The organism is Pseudomonas protegens CHA0 (assembly GCF_000397205.1).
In the GTDB taxonomy this organism is placed as follows: Bacteria; Pseudomonadota; Gammaproteobacteria; order Pseudomonadales; family Pseudomonadaceae; genus Aquipseudomonas; species Aquipseudomonas protegens.
In genome coordinates this window covers 582,247-600,582 of record NC_021237.1, presented here as the reverse complement: position 1 = coordinate 600,582, position 18,336 = coordinate 582,247, and the positions used below count along the sequence as shown (strand labels likewise).

The 18,336-nt window shown below is 63.3% G+C and carries 11 protein-coding genes; 7 read left to right on the top strand and 4 right to left on the bottom strand.

Going from position 1 to position 18,336, the window contains the following annotated elements:
• Positions 1 to 98: 98 nt before the first annotated feature.
• Entirely contained in the window at positions 99 to 3,038 is a 2,940-nt protein-coding gene (gene glnE, locus PFLCHA0_RS02585) for a bifunctional [glutamate--ammonia ligase]-adenylyl-L-tyrosine phosphorylase/[glutamate--ammonia-ligase] adenylyltransferase (RefSeq protein WP_019093029.1), read from the bottom strand.
• A 383-nt stretch (positions 3,039 to 3,421) separates the two neighbouring features.
• Between glnE and aceE the strand changes: the two genes are divergently transcribed.
• The 4 genes from aceE (at position 3,422) to msrA (ending at position 11,749) form a co-directional block, all read left to right on the top strand.
• Positions 3,422 to 6,067 carry a pyruvate dehydrogenase (acetyl-transferring), homodimeric type gene (gene aceE, locus PFLCHA0_RS02580; protein ID WP_011058882.1) on the top strand — a complete coding sequence of 882 codons (2,646 nt, stop codon included), beginning with the start codon at positions 3,422 to 3,424 and terminating at the stop codon, positions 6,065 to 6,067.
• An 11-nt stretch (positions 6,068 to 6,078) separates the two neighbouring features.
• Entirely contained in the window at positions 6,079 to 8,022 is a 1,944-nt protein-coding gene (aceF, locus tag PFLCHA0_RS02575) for a dihydrolipoyllysine-residue acetyltransferase (protein ID WP_015633905.1), read from the top strand.
• A 311-nt stretch (positions 8,023 to 8,333) separates the two neighbouring features.
• Positions 8,334 to 11,027: a sensor domain-containing phosphodiesterase gene (locus PFLCHA0_RS02570; RefSeq protein WP_011058880.1), complete on the top strand. Its 2,694-nt coding sequence runs from the start codon at positions 8,334 to 8,336 to the stop codon at positions 11,025 to 11,027.
• 74 nt (positions 11,028 to 11,101) lie between these two features.
• The gene (gene msrA / locus PFLCHA0_RS02565; protein ID WP_011058879.1) at positions 11,102 to 11,749 is read left to right on the top strand and encodes a peptide-methionine (S)-S-oxide reductase MsrA; all 648 of its coding nucleotides are present in this window, start codon (positions 11,102 to 11,104) and stop codon (positions 11,747 to 11,749) included.
• Positions 11,750 to 11,811: 62 nt separating this feature from the next.
• Here the strand turns inward: msrA and PFLCHA0_RS02560 are convergent, their stop codons facing one another.
• The 3 genes from PFLCHA0_RS02560 to eutH form a co-directional block, all read right to left on the bottom strand.
• Positions 11,812 to 12,648 carry a 23S rRNA (adenine(2030)-N(6))-methyltransferase RlmJ gene (locus PFLCHA0_RS02560; RefSeq protein ID WP_011058878.1) on the bottom strand — a complete coding sequence of 279 codons (837 nt, stop codon included), beginning with the start codon at positions 12,646 to 12,648 and terminating at the stop codon, positions 11,812 to 11,814.
• Between the two features lie 103 nt (positions 12,649 to 12,751).
• Positions 12,752 to 13,108 (bottom strand): DUF1937 family protein, encoded by a 357-nt coding sequence (locus tag PFLCHA0_RS02555; RefSeq protein WP_011058877.1) that lies wholly within the window; start codon positions 13,106 to 13,108, stop codon positions 12,752 to 12,754.
• Between the two features lie 36 nt (positions 13,109 to 13,144).
• Positions 13,145 to 14,380 carry an ethanolamine utilization protein EutH gene (eutH, locus tag PFLCHA0_RS02550; protein WP_011058876.1) on the bottom strand — a complete coding sequence of 412 codons (1,236 nt, stop codon included), beginning with the start codon at positions 14,378 to 14,380 and terminating at the stop codon, positions 13,145 to 13,147.
• 382 nt (positions 14,381 to 14,762) lie between these two features.
• On the opposite strand from eutH, the gene PFLCHA0_RS02545 reads away from it, so the two are divergent.
• The 3 genes from PFLCHA0_RS02545 (at position 14,763) to PFLCHA0_RS02535 (ending at position 18,334) form a co-directional block, all read left to right on the top strand.
• Entirely contained in the window at positions 14,763 to 15,527 is a 765-nt protein-coding gene (locus PFLCHA0_RS02545) for a DeoR/GlpR family DNA-binding transcription regulator (protein ID WP_011058875.1), read from the top strand.
• A gap of 157 nt (positions 15,528 to 15,684) precedes the next feature.
• Complete coding sequence (locus PFLCHA0_RS02540) at positions 15,685 to 17,091, top strand: NAD(P)/FAD-dependent oxidoreductase (protein ID WP_015633904.1); 1,407 nt, start codon at positions 15,685 to 15,687, stop codon at positions 17,089 to 17,091.
• Positions 17,078 to 18,334, top strand: coding sequence for an NAD(P)/FAD-dependent oxidoreductase (locus tag PFLCHA0_RS02535; protein ID WP_015633903.1), 1,257 nt, complete (start codon positions 17,078 to 17,080; stop codon positions 18,332 to 18,334). Before PFLCHA0_RS02540 ends, PFLCHA0_RS02535 begins: the two co-directional genes overlap by 14 nt.
• Positions 18,335 to 18,336 lie beyond the last annotated feature (2 nt).

Sequence of the window (18,336 nt, the reverse complement as noted above, 5' to 3'; positions counted from 1 at the left end):
CCCCGCCTCGAGAATCCAGCACCGCGGCCTTCACCGCCGGTTCAGTTTGGGCGAGCCGGCAAGGCCCGCCGAATACATGGTTGGCCTTCTCAGGCCGCTTAGCTTAGCCCCAGCTCACGCCAAATTCGTAACACTTCCCGTCGTTCGGTCACAAATTGATCACCGGTAATGATTCCGGCCTCATTCTGCAACGCCTGCCGGTGAGCCGCGGAACGGTAGGCCTTGTAGACCTCGCGCAGCAGGCTGGCATCGCTCGCGGGCATCAGCCCGACTTGCTCCAGACCTTCCAGGATGCGGATGTTATCGGTATAGCGCAGCAGTGACGGGTGCTCTTCGGACCACGCCAGGGCCGCGTATTGCACCATAAATTCGATATCGACGATACCTCCGGCGTCCTGCTTGAGGTCGAACGGCGCCGTGGCTTCGAAGGCATTGGCTGCAGTTCCGGCGGCGGTCAGGCGGCTGCCCAGGTTGTCGCGCATCTTGGCCCGCATCTCGCTGACTTCCTGGCGCAGCTTGGGCAGGTCGCGTTTTTTCCCCAGCACCGCGGCCCTGACCTTTTCAAAGGCCTGGCCCACATCCTGGCTGCCCACCAGCACCCGCGCCCGCACCAGCGCCTGGTGCTCCCAGGTCCAGGCCTCGTTTTCCTGATAGCGGGCAAAGGCCCCCAGGGAACTCACCAGCAACCCAGACGCGCCGGAAGGCCGCAGGCGCATATCCACTTCATAGAGCTGGCCGGAGTTGGTCTGGGTGGTCAGCAGGTGAATGATGCGCTGCCCCAGCCGGGTGAAGAACTGCGCACCGTCTATGGGTTTGGGCCCGTCGGTTTCCGCCTGGGGGTCGCCATCATGGATGAACACCAGGTCCAGGTCGGAACCGTGGCCCAGCTCGATGCCGCCGACCTTGCCGTAACCGACAATGATGAAGCCCGGGTCGCACAAGGTGCCGTCGGTACGCAGCGGTGCACCGTGCTTGGACACCGTCTGGCGCCAGGCCAGGGCCAGCACCTGTTCCAGGATCGCTTCGGCGAGCCAGGTCAGGTAATCGCTGACTTTCATTAAAGGCAGGCTGCCGGCGATCTCCGAGGCGGCCACTCGCAGGCGGTGGGCCAGCTTGAAGTGGCGCAGGGCTTCCATCTGCTGCTCCAGGTCATCCTCGGGAATGCGCGTCAGGCGCTCGCGCAACTCGGCAGCCAGTTCCGGCGCCAGGGGCGGCTTGAACAGGCGCCCTTCGTTGAGCAGTTCATCCAGCAGCAGGGGGAAGCGGGTGATCTGCTCGGCGATCCACGGGCTGGCGGCGCACAAGGTCAGCAGACGACGTAGAGCCCCCGGGTTCTCGGTGAGCAGCACCAGATAGGCCGAACGCCGCGCCACGGCTTCCACCAGCGGCAGCACTCGCTCCAGCACCAGGTCCGGATTGGCGTGCTCCACCGCCTGGGCCAGCAACCGCGGAATAAAGGCATCCAGACGTTCGCGTCCCAGGCGCTGCATGGCACGTAGCTGCGGGCTGCCCCGCAGACCGGCCAGGGCACGCAGGGCCTTGGGCGCATCGACGAAGCCGCCCTCCTGCAACTGGCGGCAGGCGGCCTCCTCGTCCTGGGCTTCCTCCCACAACGGCAGCCATTCGCCACCCACCACCACTTCGCTTTCGGCGCCTTCATCCTCATCCGGGTCGGCGATGACCTGACGGAAGTGCCAATCTACCCGGCCGCGCCAGTGCATCAACTGTTCGTGGAAGGCGTTCCAGTCGGCAAAGCCCAGCATGAAGGCGATCCGCGCCTGATCCTGGGGATTGTCCGGAAGCATCTGCGTCTGGCGATCGGCGATGGCCTGGATCGCGTGCTCGGTATAGCGCAGGAACTCATAGCCTTCGCGCAGCTCGCTGATCACGGCAGGCGGCAGGTAGCCCTGCCCTTCCAGAGTGCCCAGCACCTTTAATAGAGGACGCTGCTGCAGGCTCAGGTCGCGTCCGCCGTGGATCAGCTGGAAAGCCTGGGCGATGAACTCGACCTCGCGGATCCCCCCCGAGCCCAGCTTGATATTGTCGGCCATGCCCTTGCGCCGGACTTCCTGCTGGATCAGCTGCTTCATGGTGCGCAGCGCCTCGATGGCGGAAAAGTCCAGGTAACGGCGATAGACGAAAGGCCGCAGCATGTCCAGCAACTGCGCACCGGCGGCCTGATCCCCTGCCACCACCCGGGCCTTGATCATGGCGTAGCGTTCCCAGTCGCGCCCCTGATCCTGGTAGTACTGCTCCAACGCATTGAAGCTCAACACCAGGGCACCGGCAGAACCATAGGGCCGCAGGCGCATGTCGACGCGGAACACGAACCCGTCGACGGTCATCGGGTCCAGGGCCTTGATCAGGCGCTGCCCGAGGCGAATGAAGAACTCCTGATTATCCAGGGGCCGCTTGACGCCGACGGTCTCGCCGCCTTCGGGGTAGGCGAAAATCAGGTCGATGTCCGACGACAGGTTGAGCTCCACCGCCCCCAGCTTGCCCATGCCGAGGATCACCATCTGCTGCGGCTCGCCGCTACGCCCGCCGGTGGGCACGCCGAACTGCTGGGTGTGACGCAGATACAACCATTGATAGGCCTGGTCGATGCAGGCGTCGGCCAGATCGGAAAGGTCGCGGCAGGTCTGCACCAGATCCGCCTGGCGGGTCAGGTCGCGCCAGATGATCCGCACCTGCTGGCGGGTGCGCTGGCGCCGCAGCACGCGCCCCAATTGATCCTCGCTCTCGGCCGCCTGCACCGCGGCGGCGATTTGCGCGCACAACTCCCCAGGCGCGAATGGGCGGTCCAGCTCGCCGCTGCGCACCAGCTCTAGCAACATCAAAGGGTCACGCAGGCTCTGTTCAATGACAAAGTCGCTGGCGGCGCCCACCCGGGCGAACTCTGCCCAGCGTTCGGCGCTCCAGTCGGCCAACCCGGGATCGCCTTCCAGGGCCGCGACGGCGCCACGCAACGACTGCTCTGCGCGGCTGACCAATGGCAAGAGAATCGCGGGGACGGGGGCAAGCGCGGGCAGGCTCATGGGCTATCCTTGATCGGCGTGGAAAATGCGGGCGGGGACGGATGTCGCGGGCAGGTCGCCTGATGGACTGTCGAACAAAAGTTAGAAATAGCTGAAAATAGGTTTTTTTTAGCAGCCGGCATTAATTTATTACCTATTCCCGTTAGTCATCGACCAACAGTAACGATTATTCTCACAACGCAGCAGGAGGCCACAAGCCGCTCTTCTGTAGTTTTACTACTCGTATATACATTCGAAAGGCTGAAATGGCCGACGATTTGTAGTAAAACTACACGCCGCTGGATCAACCTCCGGCAATCCAAGAATTTATAATCGTCTGCCCAAAAGGCCAGTCGCAAACTCAGGCAACCGATTCTGGAAGCCTTTCCGCCCTGGAGCAAGCCATGCAAGACCTCGATCCCGTCGAAACCCAGGAATGGCTGGACGCCCTGGAATCGGTTCTCGACAAAGAAGGCGAAGACCGTGCTCACTATCTGATGACCCGTATGGGCGAACTCGCGACCCGCAGCGGCTCGCAACTGCCCTACGCCATCACCACGCCGTACCGCAACACGATTCCCGTCACCCACGAAGCACGCATGCCTGGCGACCTGTTCATGGAACGCCGCATTCGCTCGCTGGTACGTTGGAACGCGTTGGCCATGGTCATGCGTACGAACCTGAAAGATTCTGACCTGGGCGGTCACATCTCCAGCTTCGCCTCCAGCGCCACCTTGTATGACATCGGCTTCAACTACTTCTTCCAGGCCCCGACCGACGAACACGGCGGCGACCTGATCTACTTCCAGGGTCACGCATCGCCAGGCGTCTACGCCCGTGCGTTCATGGAAGGCCGCATCACCGAAGACCAGATGAACAACTTCCGCCAGGAAGTCGATGGCAATGGCCTGTCGTCCTACCCGCACCCTTGGCTGATGCCTGACTTCTGGCAGTTCCCGACCGTTTCCATGGGTCTGGGCCCGATCCAGGCGATCTACCAGGCGCGCTTCATGAAGTACCTGGAAGCCCGTGGCTTCATCCCTGCCGGCAAACAGAAAGTCTGGTGCTTCATGGGCGACGGCGAGTGCGACGAGCCGGAATCCCTGGGCGCGATCTCCCTGGCCGGCCGCGAGAAGCTGGACAACCTGATCTTCGTCATCAACTGCAACCTGCAGCGCCTCGACGGCCCGGTTCGCGGCAACGGCAAGATCATCCAGGAACTCGAAGGCGTGTTCCGTGGCGCCCAGTGGAACGTCAACAAGGTGGTCTGGGGCCGTTTCTGGGACCCACTGCTGGCCAAGGACGTCGACGGCATCCTGCAGCGCCGCATGGACGAAGTCATCGACGGCGAGTACCAGAACTACAAGGCCAAGGACGGTGCGTTCGTCCGTGAGCACTTCTTCAATACCCCTGAACTCAAGGCGATGGTTGCCGATCTGTCCGACGACGAGATCTGGAAACTCAACCGTGGCGGCCACGACCCGTACAAGGTCTATGCGGCCTACCACGAGGCGGTCAACCACAAAGAGCAGCCGACCGTCATCCTGGCCAAGACCATCAAGGGTTATGGCACCGGCGCCGGCGAAGCGAAGAACACCGCGCACAACACCAAGAAAGTCGACGTCGACAGCCTGAAGCTGTTCCGCGACCGTTTCGACATTCCGGTGAAAGACGACGACATTGAGAACCTGCCGTTCTTCAAGCCAGAAGAAGGCAGCGCCGAAGCCCGCTACCTGAGCGAGCGTCGTGCCGCACTGGGCGGTTTCGTGCCGCAGCGTCGCGCCAAGAGCTTCAGCGTCCCGACTCCGCCACTGGATACCCTCAAGGCCATCCTCGACGGCTCGGGCGACCGTGAAATCTCCACCACCATGGCCTTCGTGCGGATCCTCGCGCAGCTGGTCAAGGACAAGGAAATCGGCCAGCGCATCGTGCCGATCATCCCGGACGAAGCCCGTACCTTCGGTATGGAAGGCATGTTCCGCCAGTTGGGCATCTACTCCTCCGTCGGCCAGCTCTACGAGCCAGTCGATAAAGACCAGGTGATGTTCTACCGCGAAGACAAGAAGGGCCAGATCCTCGAAGAAGGCATCAACGAAGCGGGCGCCATGAGCTCCTTCATCGCTGCCGGTACTTCGTACTCCAGCCACAACCAGCCAATGCTGCCGTTCTACATCTTCTATTCGATGTTCGGCTTCCAGCGTATCGGCGACCTGGCCTGGGCTGCCGGCGACAGCCGTACCCGCGGCTTCCTGATCGGCGGTACTGCCGGGCGCACCACCCTCAACGGGGAAGGCCTGCAGCACGAAGACGGTCACAGCCACATGCTGGCCGGGACCATCCCGAACTGCCGCACCTTTGATCCGACCTACGGCTACGAGCTGGCGGTGATCATCCAGGACGGCATGAAGAAGATGACCGAAGAGCAACAGGACGTCTTCTACTACATCACCGTGATGAACGAGTCCTACCAGCAGCCAGCCATGCCGGCCGGTGTCGAGGAAGGCATCATCAAGGGCATGTACCTGCTGGAAGAAGACACCCGCGAGGCCGCGCACCACGTGCAACTGATGGGCTCCGGCACCATCCTGCGCGAAGTTCGCGAAGCCGCGAAGATCCTGCGTGACGAGTTCAACGTCGCTGCCGACGTCTGGAGCGTGACCAGCTTCAACGAACTGCGCCGCGACGGCCTGGCCGTGGAACGCAGCAACCGCCTGCACCCTGGCCAGAAGCCGAAGCTGAGCTATGTCGAAGAGTGCCTGAACGGCCGCAAGGGTCCGGTCATCGCCTCCACCGACTACATGAAGCTGTTCGCCGAACAGATCCGCCAGTGGGTCCCATCCAAGGAGTTCAAAGTCCTGGGCACCGACGGTTTCGGCCGCAGCGACAGCCGCAAGAAACTGCGTCACTTCTTCGAAGTAGACCGTCATTTCGTGGTGTTGGCAGCCCTGGAAGCCTTGGCTGACCGTGGTGACATCGAACCTAAGGTCGTGGCTGAAGCCATCACCAAGTTCGGTATCAACCCGGAAAAACGCAACCCACTGGACTGCTGAGGAGACTTTCTGTGAGCGAACTCATTCGCGTACCTGACATCGGCAGCGGTGAAGGTGAAGTAATCGAACTGTTTGTGAAGGTCGGCGACCGTATCGAAGCCGACCAGAGCATCCTGACCCTGGAATCGGACAAGGCCAGCATGGAAGTGCCGGCCCCGAAATCCGGCGTCATCAAGAGCCTCAAGGTGAAGCTGGGCGACCGTCTGAAAGAAGGCGACGAACTGCTCGAACTGGAAGTCGAGGGCGCCGCTACTGCGGCCCCGGCGGCTGCTCCTGCGGCAAAAGCTGAAGCCAAACCGGCGGCTGCTCCTGCCGCAGCCCCAGCCCCTGCCCCTGCTGCCGCTTCGGTTCAGCAAGTGCACGTGCCGGACATCGGTTCGTCGGGCAAGGCCCAGATCATCGAGATCCAGGTCAAGGTCGGCGACAAGGTCGAGGCTGATCAATCGCTGATCACCCTGGAATCCGACAAGGCAAGCATGGAAATCCCGTCGCCTGCCGCTGGCGTGGTCAAGGCCATCAGCGTCAAGCTCAACGACGAAGTCGGCACCGGCGACCTGATCCTGGACCTGGAAGTGGCGGGTGCTACGGCTCCTGCTGCCGCTCCGGCCCAGGCTGCTGCTCCGGCCGCTGCCGCTGCGCCTGCTCCTGCAGCAGCCCCGGCTGCTCCAGTGGCTGACAGTGTTCAGGACATCCACGTTCCGGACATCGGTTCGGCCGGCAAGGCCAAGATCATCGAAGTGCTGGTCAAGGCTGGCGACAGCGTTGAAGCCGACCAGTCGCTGATTACCCTGGAATCCGACAAGGCGAGCATGGAAATTCCATCGCCTGCCGCTGGCGTGGTGGAAAGCGTTTCCATCAAGCTGGACGACGAAGTCGGCACCGGCGATCTGATCCTCAAGCTGAAAGTCAAAGGCGCAGCGCCTGCTGCTGCCCCGGCTCCGGCTGCGGCGCCAAGCGCTCCGGCTCCAGCCGCCGCTGCTGCCCCGGCTGCCGCTGCACCTGCTGCCGCCCCGGCCGCCGCACCTGCCAAGCCAGGCGCGAAAGTTCACGCCGGCCCGGCTGTGCGTCAACTGGCCCGTGAATTCGGCGTCGAGCTGAGCGCTGTCGGCGCCAGCGGCCCGCACGGTCGCATCCTGAAAGAAGACGTGCAGGTCTACGTCAAGGCCATGATGCAGAAGGCCAAGGAAGCGCCAGCTGCTGGCGGCGCAACCGGTGGCGCGGGCATCCCGCCGATTCCGGTCGTGGACTTCAGCCGCTTCGGTGAAATCGAAGAAGTGCCGATGACCCGCCTGATGCAGGCCGGCGCCGCCAACCTGCACCGCAGCTGGCTGAACGTGCCACACGTGACTCAATTCGACTCGGCCGACATCACCGAGCTGGAAGCTTTCCGCGTTGCACAGAAGGCCGTGGCCGAGAAGGCCGGCGTCAAGCTGACCATCCTGCCGCTGCTGCTCAAGTCCTGTGCCCACCTGCTCAAGGAACTGCCGGACTTCAACAGCTCCCTGGCGCCAAGCGGCAAGGCGATCATCCGCAAGAAGTACGTGAACATCGGCTTCGCCGTGGACACTCCGGATGGCCTGCTGGTACCGGTGATCAAGGACGTCGACCAGAAGAGCCTGCTGCAACTGGCGGCCGAGGCGGCTTCCCTGGCGGAAAAAGCCCGCACCAAGAAGCTCTCCGCGGACGAGATGCAAGGCGCCTGCTTCACCATCTCCAGCCTCGGGCACATTGGCGGCACCGGTTTCACGCCGATCGTCAACGCGCCGGAAGTGGCGATCCTCGGTGTTTCCAAGGCCACCATCCAGCCAGTCTGGGACGGCAAGGCCTTCCAGCCGAAACTGATGCTGCCACTGTCCCTGTCCTACGATCACCGTGTGATCAACGGCGCGGCCGCCGCACGCTTCACCAAGCGCCTGAGCGACCTGCTGGCGGACATCCGCACCATTCTGCTGTAACCCGCGTACCGGCCCTCCTGTCATGGGCGGGCCGGTAGCGCACGCTTTCCGAGCGCCACGCTCGTACCTCAACCCCGTCAATTTGGCGGGGCTTTTTTTGCCAGAAAAACGTCGCCAATTGCCCGTCAGTGCACGACGTTAAACAGCAAAAAAGTTACTTTGCAGAAATCCTTCTGCCTGCCGATACAGGTTTATAGCACTTAGCCTTCATCTTACTTGTCAGTCGATGCGCCATGATGCAACCTTGCCGCAGGCAACAGTAAAGAGGGCGTGAGCCCGGCGCGATCAGCAATTTCGAAGCGAGTTTCCCCATGAAAAGCCAACCCGATGCCGCCAGCCGTATGGCGGCCGAGGTAGTGACGCAGTTGCCTGTGCCCTCGCGGCTCGGCATGTTGCGTTTCGAACGGCTGAATGAAGCGAGCTGGGCGCTGCTGTTTCTCGATCCCAATTGCGAACGCCAGTTCGGCCTGCCCGCCGTCGAACTCTGCGCCCTGGTCGGCTCGCCCTATGCCAGCCTGATGGAGCCCGAAGCCCGCTATCAGCTGCACGACACCATCCAGCAGCAACTGAGCAACAGCTCCCATTACCTGATCCGCTATACCCTGCACACCGCCCAGGGGCCCTTGAGCATCCTCGAGCTGGGCGAAGCCTACAAACAGCACAACCGGCACCTGCTGCGCGGCTACCTGTTGGTGGTCGAAGGGCTGTTCAGCGATGCTTCGGCGCTGCCGGCACTGGATCTGGAAACCCAGAACACCCGCCTGCAGATCGCCCTGGAACTCAACCAGCGGGCCCAGCAGGAGCAATTGCAGCACCTGGAACGGGTGCGTGCGCAGCAGGATTTGATCCTGCTCCTGACCCGCCAGCGCTACAGCACCGGCAATTCGTTGAAGGAAGCTGCCGAACTGATTACCCGCAGCGCCTGCGATATCTACCAGATCGACTGCGCCAGCATCTGGAACCTGGAAGACCAGCAACTGGTGCCGATTGCCGCCTATCACCGCGGCCCCCAGGAATACCGCATGCCGGAGTCCATCGACGCCAGCAGCTTTCCCGACTACCTGGAAGCCCTGCATAGCTGCCGCGCCATCGACGCGCAGAACGCCATGCGCGACCCGCGAACCCGGGAGATGGCCGAGAGCCTGCGCCCGCGGGACGTCAACGCCATGCTCGACGCCAGCATCCGCATCGACGGCCAGGTCGTCGGCGTGCTGTGCCTGGAACAGACCGGCATGACCCGGGCCTGGCAGTCGGACGAGATCGCCTTCGCCGGCGAACTGGCAGACCAGTTCGCCCAAGTCATCAACAATCACAACCGGCGGGCCGCCACCAGCGCCCTGCACTTGTTCCAGCGCGCCGTGGAACAGAGCGCCAACGCCTTCCTGCTGGTCAATTGCGACGGCGTGGTGGAGTACGTCAACCCCAGCTTCACGGCGATCACCCAATACAGCACCGAAGAGGTCCATGGCCACCGTCTGTCCGAACTGCCGGCCCTGGAAAACCTCAGCGAGCTGCTGTTCGACGCTCCGTCCAGCCTGGCCAAGAGCAACAGCTGGCAGGGCGAGTTCAAGAGCCGGCGCAAGAACCTGGAGCCTTACTGGGGCCAGCTGTCGATCTCCAAGGTGTATGGCGACAACCGCGAGCTGACCCACTACATCGGCATCTACGAAGACATCACCCAGACCAAGCTCGCCCAGCAGCGCATCGAGCGCCTGGCCTACACCGACAACCTGACCAACCTGGGCAACCGCCCCGCCTTCATCCGCAACCTCGATGAACGCTTTGCCCGAGACAGCGATACCCCGATCAGCCTGCTGCTGGTGGACATCGACAATTTCAAGCGGATCAACGACAGCCTCGGCCACCAGACCGGCGACAAACTGCTGATCAGCCTGGCCCGGCGCCTGCGCAACAGCCTGAGCCCCAGCGGCAGCCTGGCGCGCTTCGCCAGCAACGAATTCGCCGTGCTGCTGGACAACACCGACCTGGAAACCGGGCAACAGATCGCCAGCCAGTTGCTGATGACCCTGGACAAGCCGATGTTCGTCGACAACCAGTTGATCAGCGTCACCGGCTCCGTGGGCCTGGCCAGTGCGCCGCTGCACGGCCGTGACCCGCAGACCCTGATGCGCAACGCCGGCCTGGCCCTGCACAAGGCCAAGGCCAACGGCAAGCACCAGGTGCAGGTCTTCACCGAAGCCCTCAACGCCGAAGCCAGCTACAAGCTGTTCGTCGAGAACAACCTGCGCCGCGCCCTGACCCAGAACGAACTGGACGTGTTCTACCAGCCCAAGCTGTGCCTGCGCAGCGGCCGCCTGCTGGGCATGGAAGCGCTGCTGCGCTGGAACCACCCGGAAAAGGGCATGATCCGCCCCGACCAGTTCATCAGCGTGGCGGAAGAAACCGGCCTGATCATCCCCATCGGCAAGTGGATCGCCCGCCAGGCCTGCCGCATGAGCAAGCAACTGACCGCCGCCGGCATGGGCAACCTGCACGTAGCCATCAACCTGTCGCCCAAGCAGTTTTCCGACCCGGACCTGGTGGCCTCCATCGCCAGCATCCTCAAGGAAGAACAACTGCCCTCCTCGCTGCTGGAGCTTGAGCTAACAGAGGGCCTGCTGCTGGAAGCCACCGACGACACCCACCAGCAGCTGGAACAACTGAAAAAACTCGGCCTGACCCTGGCCATGGACGACTTCGGCACCGGCTATTCGTCCCTGAGTTACCTGAAGAAATTCCCCATCGATATCATCAAGATCGATCGCAGCTTCATCCACGAGATCCCCGACAACCAGGACGACATGGAAATCACCTCCGCGGTGATCGCCATGGCCCACAACCTGAAGATCAAGGTGGTCGCCGAAGGCATCGAGACCGCCGAGCAACTGGCCTTCCTGCGCCGCCACCGCTGCGACGTGGGCCAGGGCTACCTGTTCGACCGGCCGATTCCCGGCTCCGAGCTGATTGCCAAGCTCAAGCGTTATCCTCGTGGCCCAATTGCCTGACAGCGCTGTAACACTCGGGCAAACTGCGTGTCTATCGACTGACTGACTCCCCAACCTGACTGGAGGACTGCAACATGGTCTTGCGCTCGGAAATTCTGGTGAACAAAAACGTGCTTCCAACCAAAGAACAAGCTCTGCCTGGCCGTGAAACCCCCATGGCCCTACCTGCCGAACACTACGTCAACGGCAACCCGCTGCTGGGCCCGTTTCCGGGCAATGTGGATTTCGCCATCTTCGGCCTGGGCTGTTTCTGGGGTGCCGAACGGCGCTTCTGGCAGCGCGAAGGTGTGTTCAGCACGTGCGTGGGTTATGCCGGCGGCTTCACCCCGAACCCGACCTACGAAGAAGTCTGCTCGGGCCTGACCGGGCATACCGAAGTGGTGCTGGTGGTGTACGAGCCGGAAAAGGTCAGCTACAAGGAATTGCTGGCGATGTTCTGGGAACTGCACAACCCGACCCAGGGCATGCGCCAGGGCAATGACATCGGCACCCAGTACCGCTCGGTGATCTACGCCACCAATCCGACCCAGCTGGAGCAGGCGCTGCACAGCAGGGACGTGTTCCAGGCGGAGCTGACCAAGGCCGGCCTGGGCACCATCACCACGGAAATCGAAGAAGCGCCGACCGTGTACTTCGCCGAGGCTTACCACCAGCAGTACCTGGCGAAGAACCCTGAAGGCTATTGCGGGATCGGCGGCACCGGCGTGACCTGCCCGATCTGAGTCCATGCGCCGGCCTGCCGGCTCCTGCAACCTTCCGCAGGAGCAGGCTGGCCAGCGACCCTTTACTCTGCGATCAACCAGTCCATCTGCCAGCCGCCCTGGGTCTGGCCGAGCTTCTTCGACAGCCAGGGCAGCAGCTCGCGCAACTCCTCTTCCAGGCCCCAAGGCGGGTTGGCGATCGCCAGGCCCGAACCGTTGAGGCTGTTGGGCGTATCCAGCGGATGCACCAGCAACTCCACCCGCAGCAGCTTCGGCGCACCGGTACCGGCCAGGTCCTGATAGAAGCGTCGTAGGGCGCGCTGGTCCTTGACCGGGTACCAGATGGCCGCCACGGTCTGGCGCATGCGGCCAATGGCTTCCTTCAGCGATGCCGCACAGCGCTGCATCTCGTCCAGTTGCTCGAAAGGCGGGTCGATGAGCATCACCGCGCGTTTTTCCGCCACCGGCAGCAGGGCCCGGGCCACGTGCCAGCCCTCGCCCAGGTGCACCGCTACCCGCCGGTCACCCTTCATGTTGTCCTTGAGCAGCAGGCCGTCTTCCGGGTGTTTCTCGTTGAGCAGCACCCGATCCTGGGAACGGGTCAGGCGCCGAGCCAGTTCCGGCGAGCCCGGGTAGTAACGCAACTCGCCATCGGGGTTCATCTTGTGCAGCACCTGCATGTAATCGGCGGTCAGCGCCGGCAGGTCCTCGTCGCCCCACAGGCGGGCGATGCCTTCCAGGTACTCGCCGGTGCGCGTGGCCTGGTCGCCCTTGAGGTCATACAGGCCGATACCGGCGTGGCTGTCGAGGTAGGCGAACGGCTGCTCCTTGCGCGACATCAGGGCGATGAGGCGGGTCAGGGTCAGGTGTTTGAAGACGTCGGCGTGATTGCCGGCGTGGAAGGCGTGACGATAGTTCATGGTTGCTCCTGCGCAGGGGGGCAAGTTTACCCTGTGCGCAGGCTGTCGTCAGTTCAGAGCGGGGCCGTACCCGGCGCAGGCGACGACGGGCACGGCCAGGGTTTCAGACAAACTCGTGGCTGACTTGCGACCACAGGCTGACCCGCCGTCCGGACGTTTCGAACACCTCGATCTCGCGCTTGATCCCGCCACTGTCCTTCCAGCCCGGCAGGTCGAGCACGATCAGCTCCTCCATCATCGCCATGTACAGCGCATCCACCGGCGCCCAGAGCTTGCCGATGGCGGCATTGTCCTTGCCCGCCAGGCACAGGTTGATCGGGTGGGACATGCTCACCTGGCTGAACACCGCATGACCGGCTTCCAGTATCTGCGCCGCGACCTGGTTGCATTGGAGAAAACGCTCGTTGATGACGGCCGGCTCGGAATGGCTGTAGGGGCAGGCCAGGAAAATCTTGCGCATCGTTACCTCGATTTCAGGGATAGGTGATGCGGGCCGTCAGGCCCGCGCAGGTTGCAGGGCAAAGGCTGCCGCCTGTTCCTGCTCTTGCAGCTCATAGCGCTGGGCGGCCGGCACCGAGATGCGGATGGCGATCGCCACCGCCAGCAGGCCGCCAAACAGTTTGCCGAGCAGAATCGGCAGGATCAGGCTTGGCTGGAAGTTCGCAGTGAAGGCCAGGTGGTCGCCGATCAGTGCCTGGGCGCAGACCCCCAGGGCCACGCACAGCACCTTGTCGCGGGCGGTCATGTGCTTGAACAGGTGGAAGGTGGCGATGATGTTGGCAAACACCATGATGAACCCCGCGGCACCGGTGCTGGACAGGTTCAGATGGCGTCCCAGCAGCTCCATGGGCTTCTTGCAGTAGCGCTGGAACAGGTAGCAGATGGGGAAGGTACCGGCGAGCATGATGCCGATGTAGCCGGCGATCTCGATCGCCCGGAACAGCTCCTTTTCGTCGGCGAACATCGGGTCGAAGCCCCAGCCGCCGAAGTTGATGCTGAAGAACTTGGTGAAGTGCTCGACGATGCTCAGGGCCAGGATCAGCTTGATCGCCGCGTCCATGATCTTGCCGAACACCAGGAAGCCCCTGACCATCATCTGCGGCCGGTAGCGCAGCCCCGCCGCCAGCAGGAAGCAGAACACGAACAGCGGCGCCAGCAGCTTGAGCATGTCGACGAAGCCCAGGGACAGGTAGTACAACGCCTCGGAGTTGGTGGAAACGATGTCCCGCACCGGCAAGTGGGTAGCGGTGATGATCAGCAGCGACATCAGCACCGCGAACGGAATGCTGATCAGCCCGGCCATGGCACCCAGGGCCAGGTACTTGTGGTCCTTGCGCTCGAGCATGGTCAGGCCCACCGGGATCAGGTAGACGATGGTCGCCCCGGAGGTGTAGCCCACCAGCATTGCGGTAATCCACAGGTCACGGTTGGCGGTCAGGGCGTTGGCCAGCTGGTAGCCGCCCATGTCCACGGCAATGATCGACAGCGCCGCGATGGAGACATCCGAACCCAGGGCGTTGAAGAACGGCCCCAGGGCGTGGGAAATGCCCTGGGACAGGTAGGGAATCGCCACCATGATCCCGGCCTGGGCCAGGAACACCGGGCCGATGGAGTGGATACCGTTGACGAACTCCTTACCCAGCCCGCTCTCGGGCTTGATGATGGATGACAGGGCGCCGATCACGGCGCCGAGCATGATCAGGTAAATGACGTAGTTTCCAAATTCAGCCATGTGGGTTCATCTCTCTGAGCGTCATTTATAGGTTTCCCCCGCCGGGGAAGTTCTTGTCGAGGCCAGCTCTGGTCACTCATCGCCAAGGAGAACGATGAACCAGGTGATGAAACACAGGGCACATCCCGTGCCACAATGTGTATTAGTTGTGGTTTTTACTTTAAAACAACCATATTTCGGTCAATGCACCTTCGCAACATTGGCCCGACCTGCCGTGAGTCCGGAGCCAACCCCATGACTGCGGGCCATTGTGAAACGTGCAAGTAAATGCTTAACTTTTCCATCGAATTTGACCGAATCAGCACATTCCTGAACCAGGAGTGTGCGTAAGTAACAAAAAATGCCCATTTGTGTGGCGAAGTACCACTAAACGGAAAACACCATGCGCCCCAACGAACGACGACAGCACATTCTCGAACTCCTGCGGCAACGGGAGCGGATTTCTGTGGAAGAGCTGGCGCGCATCACTGCCACGTCCCAGGAAACCATCCGCCGCGACCTCAGCGACCTGGCGGAAAGCGGCCTGGTCACCAAGTTCCACGGTGGCGCGGCCCTGCCCCCTACCGGCGAGCACGAAAACACCTTCCAGACCCGCATGAACGAACACGCCCAGGAGAAGCGCGCCATCGGCCGCTACGCCGCCGGCCTGTTCTGCGCGGGCGACAGCATCTTCATCGATACCGGCACCACCACCCTGTTCTTCGCTCGGGAACTGGCGCAGCACACCCGCCTGACGGTGATCACCAACTCCCTGCCGATTGCCGGCTGCATTGGCGAGTCGGGCAATCGGGTGTTCATGATCGGTGGTGAATATCGCCCCGACTCGACACAGAACGTCGGCACCCTGGCCCTGGAACAGATCACCCGTTTCAACGCCGAGCACGCGGTGATCACCATTGGCGCGCTGAATGAAGACGGCGCCATGGACTTCTCCATCGAAGAAGCCGAAGTGGCCCGCGCGATGATTGCCCAGGCCCGCCAGCTGACGGTGATCGCCGATTCCTCGAAGCTGGAACGCCGCGGCCTGTTCAAGGTGTTCCCGCTGGAGCGCATAGACCGCCTGGTGATCGACCGCCAGCCCGGCCCGGAGCTGCTGGCGGCCCTGGAGAAAGCGGGCGTGGAGGTGCATCTGGTGCCACAGCCCTGAACCAGGGCCGTTGCCACAGGTGATGGCCACCACCAAAAACCACAACCAAATGACCGATATATGACCGAATAGAAAATAAAAACAACAATCATGGCCCGCATTATGCTTTGATTCCTGCACAGATCCTTGGGTGTTACCGCAGGAAACAGGCATTTATATGACCGAACTTTATCCGAACAATGTGACTTTCGATGTGGCCATCGTCGGTGGCGGGGTCGTCGGTTGCGCCATGGCCCGGCGCTTCGCCCTCGAAGGCGCACGGGTGGTGCTGCTGGAAAAGGGCAGCGACATTCTCTCCGGCGCCAGCAAGGCCAACAGCGCCATCCTGCACACCGGCTTCGACGCCCCCAGTGGCAGCCTGGAACTGCAGTGCATGCAGGCCGGCTACCAGGAATACCTGGAAATCCACTCGGCCATGAACCTGCCACTGCTCAAGAGTGGCGCGCTGGTAGTGGCCTGGAACGCCGAGGACCAGGCCAGGCTGCCGGGGATCCTCGCCCAGGCCCAGGCCAATGGGGTAGACAACGTACGCCTGCTGGAACGCAGCGAGATCCTCGCCCTGGAGCCGCACCTGGCCAATCACGCCGTGGGCGCGGTACTGGTCCCCGACGAGCACCTGATCGACCCCTGGTCCGCCCCCCTGGGTTACCTGCAGCAGGCCATGGCCCATGGCGCCCGCGTACAGTTGCAATGCGAGGTGCAGCAAGGCCAGTTCGATGGCGACGCCTGGACCCTGCACACCAACCGGGGCACCCTGCGCAGCGCCCAGGTGATCAACTGCGCCGGGCTGTTCGGCGACACCCTGGAACACAACCTGCTGGGCCACAGCGAATTTCGCATCATGCCGCGCAAGGGCCAGTTCGTGGTCTTCGACAAGGCCGCGGCCACACTGCTGGAGCGCATCGTCCTGCCGGTACCCAACGAGCGCACCAAGGGCATAGTCCTGACCCGCACGGTGTACGGCAACCTGCTGGTGGGCCCCACCGCCGAAGAGCAGGAGGACCGCGTGCATGCGGGGCTCGACGGCCCGACCCTGCAAAGCCTGATCGATGCCGCCGTGGAGCGGATTCCCGCCCTCGCCGGGATGCCGGTCACCGCCACCTACGCCGGGCTGCGCCCCGCCAGCGAAAAGAAGGAGTACCGGATCCAGGCCGACCACGCCCGGCACTGGATCACCGTCGGCGGCATCCGCTCCACCGGGCTCACCGCCGCCCTGGGTATTGCCCGGCATGTCTACGGCCTGTACAGCCAGCGCCGCCAGCACCAGCCGGTGCGCGAACCGGTCTGGCCACAGATGCCCAATCTGGCGGAGCACTTGCCCCGCGACTGGCAGCGCCCCGGCTATGGCGAAATCGTCTGCCATTGCGAACTGGTGACCCGGCGCGAAATAGAAAGCGCCCTGCACAGCCCCCTGCCACCTGGCGACCTGGGCGGGCTCAAGCGCCGCACCCGCGCCTGCATGGGCCGCTGCCAGGGTTTCTATTGCTCGGCCCAGGTCGCCGAACTCAGCGCCAGCCAACTGGCCGTCCCTCTTGCCACAGGTCGTTGCCATGAACAGCACTGAACTTCTTCAGGCCGAAGCGGCCATTATCGGCAGCGGCCCGGCGGGCCTGGCCGCGGCCATCGAACTGCGGCGCCAGGGTATCGGCCCGGTGATTGTCATCGAACGTGAAAGCGAAGCCGGCGGCATTCCCCGGCACTGTGCCCACCCGCCCTTCGGCATGCGCGAGTACCAGCGCCTTCTCAGCGGCCCGGCCTATGCCCGGCGCAATGTCGAAGCCGCGCTGAAAGCCGGCGTGATCCTGCTGCTGCGACACACGGTGGTCAGCCTGGAACCCGGCGGCCTGTTGCGCCTGGCCACTCCAGACGGGCCACGGCAGATCCAGGCACAGAAGGTGCTGATCGCCACCGGCGCCCGGGAAACCCCGCGCTCGGCACGCCTGCTGTCCGGCGACCGCCCGGTGGGGGTGATCAACACCGGGGCCTTGCAGAACTTCCTCTATGTGCAGCACCTCAAGCCTTTCGAGCGGCCCCTGATCATCGGCACCGAACTGGTCAGCCTGTCTGCCGTACTCAGTTGCCGACGCGCCGGTATCCGTCCGGTGGCGGTGCTGGAAGCCAATAAACGAGCCACCACCCGCTGGCCGCTGTCGGTGTTCCCAAGGTTGCTGGGCATCCCCATGCACTTTGGCGCCGAGCTGCTGGCGATCAATGGGTGTGGCCGGGTGGAGTCGGCCCGGGTGCGCCTGGCCGATGGCCAGGTTCGCGACATTTCCTGCGACGGCGTGCTGCTCACCGGCCAGTTCACCCCGGAGTCGAGCCTGGTGCGCCTGAGCCACCTGCAACTGGACAATGGCAGCGGGGGGCCGAAGATCGACCAGTACGGCCGCTGTTCGGACCCGGCCTACTTTGCCGCCGGCAACCTGCTGCGGCCGATCGAGACGGCCGGCTGGTCCTACCGCGAAGGGCGGCGCATCGGCAGCCTGATGGCCCTGGCCCTGAGCGGCCAGCTACCCGATGCCAATGACGCCCTGACCCTGAAGTACGCCGCCCCGATCAAGCTCGGCGTGCCGGGCCGCCTGGTGCGCGGCGAACTGGCGGGCCTGGCGCACATCCAGTTGCGGGTCAGCCAGGCGGTCAGTGGCACCCTGCGGGTCCGCGCCCAGGGCCTGGAGCTCTGGAGCCGACCGGTCTCGGTACTGCCGGAACGGCGCCTGCTGATCCCCATCAAGGACCTGCACCTGCCGGAACATTTCGACCAACTGGACATCTGCATCGACCAGGCCGTCCCACAACAAGAGAAATGACC